Here is a 4,523-nt window from a genome sequence, read left to right as displayed (position 1 = left end):
CCCGCGCATGCCGTTGGTGCGGGTGCCGACGAACTCGCTGAGCACCAGCGTGCCCTCGTGCACCTCGCCGCCGAAGACCACCGGGAGCTTGGACAGGGCAGCCAGGCCACGCAGCTCGGCGCGCAGCGCGTCGCCGTCGCTGGGGCGGAGCAATCCGTCGCCGGCCGGAGTCATCGGCTAGCCCCTTTCGGGGGTGGTCGGGGTTGGGTGTGACGTAGATCCTACTGGTGTGAGTGAGAGCACGGAGAGCTATGCGTTCGGGGTCTGGGACGCCCCGCTGCTGGGCGACACCATCGGCGCGAATCTCGATCGGACCACGGCCGCGCATCCCGACCGCGAGGCCCTGGTCGACTACGCCACCGGCATCCGCTGGACCTACCGCGAGTTCACCGCCGAGGTGGACGCGCTGGCGCTGGGCCTGCTGGCGGCCGGAATCGGCAAGGGCGACCGGGTCGGCATGTGGGCCCCCAACTGCCCGCAGTGGACGCTGACCCAGTACGCGACCGCGAAGATCGGCGCGATCCTGGTCAATATCAATCCGGCCTACCGGTCGCACGAGCTGCGCTATGTGCTGCGGCAGGCCGGGATTCGGCTGCTGGTGGCGGCCCCGGCGTTCAAGACCTCCGATTACGCGGCCATGATCACCGAGGTGCGGCCCGAGTGCCCGGAGCTGGAGCAGGTGGTGCTGCTCGACAGCCCGGGGTGGCTGGAGTTGTTCACCGTCGGCCGCGCCGCCGACGCGGACCTGCTGGCGGCCGCCCAGTCCGGCCTGTCCACCGACGATCCGATCAATATCCAATACACTTCGGGCACAACGGGTTTCCCCAAGGGCGCGACGCTCAGCCACCACAACATCCTCAACAACGGCTACTTCGTCGGGGAACTGTGCGGCTACACCGAGCAGGACCGGATCTGCATTCCGGTCCCCTTCTATCACTGCTTCGGCATGGTGATGGGCAATCTGGCCGCCACCAGTCACGGTGCCGCCATGGTGATTCCGGCACCGGCCTTCGATCCGCGCGCCACCCTGCAAGCCGTCGCGGCCGAGCGCTGCACCTCCCTCTACGGCGTGCCGACCATGTTCATCGCCGAGCTCGCCGATCCCGAATTCGGCACCTACGATCTGTCGTCGCTGCGCACCGGCATCATGGCCGGGTCGCCGTGCCCGGTCGAGGTGATGAAGCAGGTCATCGACCGGATGGGCATGCGTGAGGTGAGCATCTGCTACGGCATGACCGAGACCTCGCCGGTGTCCACCCAGACCCGTCGCGACGATTCGCTGGTGCAGCGCACCGCCACCGTCGGCCGGGCGGGGCCGCACATCGAGGTCAAGATCGTGGACCCGGTGACCGGGGTGACCGTCCCGCGCGGGCAGGCCGGTGAGCTGTGCACGCGCGGCTATTCGGTGATGCTCGGCTACTGGGGTGAGCCGGAGAAGACCGCCGAGGCGATCGATGACGCGCGCTGGATGCACACCGGCGATCTGGCCACCATGGACGCCGACGGCTATGTCGCGATCACCGGCCGGATCAAGGACATGGTCATCCGGGGCGGCGAGAACATCTACCCGCGCGAGATCGAGGAATTCCTCTACACCCACCCCGACATCCTCGACGCCCAGGTGATCGGCGTGCCCGACGCCAAGTACGGCGAGGAATTGATGGCGTGGATCCGGATGCGTCCGGGTACAGAACCGTTGACCGCCGAGAGCCTGCGCGCGTACTGCACCGGCAAGCTCGCCCACTACAAGATTCCCCGCTACGTGCACCTGGTCGAGGAGTTCCCTATGACGGTCACCGGCAAGATCCGCAAGGTCGAGATGCGCGAGATCGGCGCTCGGCTGATCGAGGAGGACGCATGAGTGCCAATACCGACGCCTATCGCGCCGCCCGCGACGGGCTGCTATCGGCGGCCACGGATTACGACGCCGCCCTGCGCGACTTCGAATGGCCGCAGCTGAGCGGCGAATTCAACTGGGCCACCGACTGGTTCGACGTCATCGCGCGCGGCAACGACCGCCCGGCGCTGTGGATCGTCGAGCAGGACGGGTCCGAGCAGAAGGTCGGCTTCGCCGAGATGGCCGAGCGTTCCGACCGGGTCGCGACCTGGCTGGCCGGGCTGGGCGTCGGCAAGGGCGACCGCGTCATGCTCATGCTGGGCAATCAGGTGCAGTTGTGGGAGGCCATGCTGGCGGTGGCCAAGCTGGGCGCGGTCATCATGCCGACCACCGGGGCGCTGGGCCCGGCCGATCTGACCGACCGGATCGAGCGTGCCGCAGCGCGTTTCGTCATCGCCAACGACGCCGATACCGGCAAGTTCGACGAGGTGCCGGGCGACTACACGCGCATCGTGGTGGGCGAGCCCGTGCCCGGCTGGCACGACTATTCCGACGCCGCGCAGGTCGAGTCCGCGGGCCCGTTCCGGCCGGGCACCGAGACGACCGATCCGCTGCTGGTCTACTTCACCTCCGGCACCACCAGCAAGCCGAAGATGGTGCAGCACTCCCAGATCAGTTACCCGGTCGGTCATTTGAGCACCATGTACTGGATCGGCGCCCGGCCCGGCGACGTGCATCTGGCCATCAGCGCGCCCGGCTGGGCCAAGCACGCCTGGAGTTGCTTCTTCGCCCCGTGGCTGGCCGAGGCGACCGTATTCGTCTACAACTACGCGCGTTTCGACGCCGCCGCGCTGCTCGATCAGCTGCGCCGCGCGGAGGTGAACACGTTCTGCGCGCCGCCGACGGTGTGGCGCATGCTGATTCAGGCCGATCTGGGCGAGCGTCCGATCGGTCTGCGTGAAATCCTCGGCGCGGGTGAACCATTGAACCCGGATGTCATCGCCCAGGTGGAGAAGGCGTGGGGCCTGACCATCCGCGACGGCTTCGGCCAGACCGAAACCACACTGCAGGTGGGCAATACGCCCGGTCAGCCGCTCAAGCCCGGTTCCATGGGCCGCCCCGCGCCCGGAGTGCCGGTGGTGCTGGTGGATCCGATCACCGGGCAGCCCGCCGACGAGGGCGAGATCTGCCTGGATCTCGCCGCGACGCCGGTCAATCTGATGACCTGCTACCTCGGCGATCCGGAACGTAATGCCGCGGTGATGGCGGGCGGCTACTACCACACCGGCGATGTGGCCGTGCGGGATTCGGACGGCTACATCACCTACATCGGCCGCACCGACGACGTCTTCAAATCCTCCGACTACAAGGTCTCCCCCTTCGAGCTGGAGAGCGTGCTCATCGAGCATCCGGCCGTGGTGGAGGCCGCCGTGGTGCCGCAGCCGGACGACACGCGGCTCGCGGTGCCCAAGGCGTACGTGACGCTGGCGGCAGGATGGGAGCCGAACCGCGAAACCGCCCGCGCCATCCTCGAATACGCTCGCGATCACCTGGCCCCGTACCTGCGGGTGCGCCGCCTGGAATTCACCGAACTACCGAAGACCATCTCCGGCAAGATCCGCCGCGTCGACCTGCGCCACCGCGAGGAACAGGCGCACGCCGCGGGCGAAACCCTCTCCACCGAGTACCGCTACGAGGACGTACTGAGCGACACCACCCGCTGAATCCGCACCGCCCCTTGCCACTACGACAGATCGGAGCTCCCGTGCCCCACACCGTGGAAACCGCGACCGCCTACGTCATCGCCGCCCTCGAGGCCAAGGGCACGGCGACCCGCGAGGACTTCGACATTCCGGGCATTGTCACCACCACCCACAGTCTCACGCAGACATGGGATTTCCAGGCGCTCGATCGTCGCAGGTTCTGGGGCATCGCAGCCTCGTTCATCCGGGTCTGAGGCCGCCCGCCGACAACCCGGCGGCAACCTACCCGCGCGCCGGGTGACCATGGTCGAGCGGGCTGCCTCACAGTTCGGCGAATTCCCGGTTTCCGGCCGGGAATTCCCCGCACCATTGGCGTATGCACACCTCCGATACCGTCACGTTGCCCCGGTTCGTCCTGCGCCACGCGGCCCGGGTGGGCATCGATCCGCATCGGCTGGCCCGTCAGGCCGGGCTGCCGGACTGGCTGGCGGCCGCGGATACGGCGCGGGTGGCCAGCGACATCTATCCGCGGCTATGGGAGCTGCTCGCCCACGAATCCGGCGATCCGGACGCGACATTGCGGGTGCTGGGGGAATACCGGCTCGGTGAGTTCGGCCTGTTCGACTATCTGATCTCGACCGCGGAGACCCTGCACGACGGGCTGACCGCCATCAACCCCTATATCGGCGCGGTGAGCACCAACTTCCGCTTCGAGGCGGGCGCGCGGACCGAGACCGAGTCCTCCTTCGATCTGCACATGATCAATGCCGAGGGCCTGGGCCGGGAGCTGAGCGTGCAGTCCGGGCTGGGCCTGGTGGTCTCGCGCATCCGCCAGATGACCGGTCGCGGAATCGATCCCGTGCGCATGACCTTCCAGCAGCGCGCCCCGCGCACTCACGACGCCTTCGTCGACTACTTCGGCACCGCCGACCTGGAATTCGGGGCGGCCCGCAACAGCGTCACCTACCGCGCCGCCGACCTCG

Annotated in this window: 4 protein-coding genes and 1 pseudogene; 4 read left to right on the top strand and 1 reads right to left on the bottom strand. The window is 68.1% G+C overall.

What is annotated here, in order from left to right; translation table 11 throughout:
* Positions 1 to 174: pseudogene (locus ACWELQ_RS38935) on the bottom strand (helix-turn-helix transcriptional regulator); the annotation flags it as partial.
* A 55-nt stretch (positions 175 to 229) separates the two neighbouring features.
* On the opposite strand from ACWELQ_RS38935, the gene ACWELQ_RS38930 reads away from it, so the two are divergent.
* The 4 genes from ACWELQ_RS38930 to ACWELQ_RS38915 form a co-directional block, all read left to right on the top strand.
* A complete protein-coding gene (locus ACWELQ_RS38930) occupies positions 230 to 1,861 on the top strand; it encodes an AMP-binding protein (protein WP_452402017.1) in 1,632 nt (543 codons plus the stop codon).
* Complete coding sequence (locus tag ACWELQ_RS38925) at positions 1,858 to 3,561, top strand: AMP-binding protein (RefSeq protein WP_452402016.1); 1,704 nt, start codon at positions 1,858 to 1,860, stop codon at positions 3,559 to 3,561. Before ACWELQ_RS38930 ends, ACWELQ_RS38925 begins: the two co-directional genes overlap by 4 nt.
* Positions 3,562 to 3,602: 41 nt before the next feature.
* Positions 3,603 to 3,794: a hypothetical protein gene (locus ACWELQ_RS38920; RefSeq protein ID WP_452402015.1), complete on the top strand. Its 192-nt coding sequence runs from the start codon at positions 3,603 to 3,605 to the stop codon at positions 3,792 to 3,794.
* Between the two features lie 122 nt (positions 3,795 to 3,916).
* The coding region (locus ACWELQ_RS38915; protein WP_452402014.1) for an AraC family transcriptional regulator ligand-binding domain-containing protein at positions 3,917 to 4,523 on the top strand (607 nt) is incomplete at its 3' end.

The sequence above is a fragment of the Nocardia sp. NPDC004722 genome (assembly GCF_053601505.1).
Note: the sequence above shows the minus strand (reverse complement) of the source record. Positions and strands in the feature narration are given on the sequence as shown.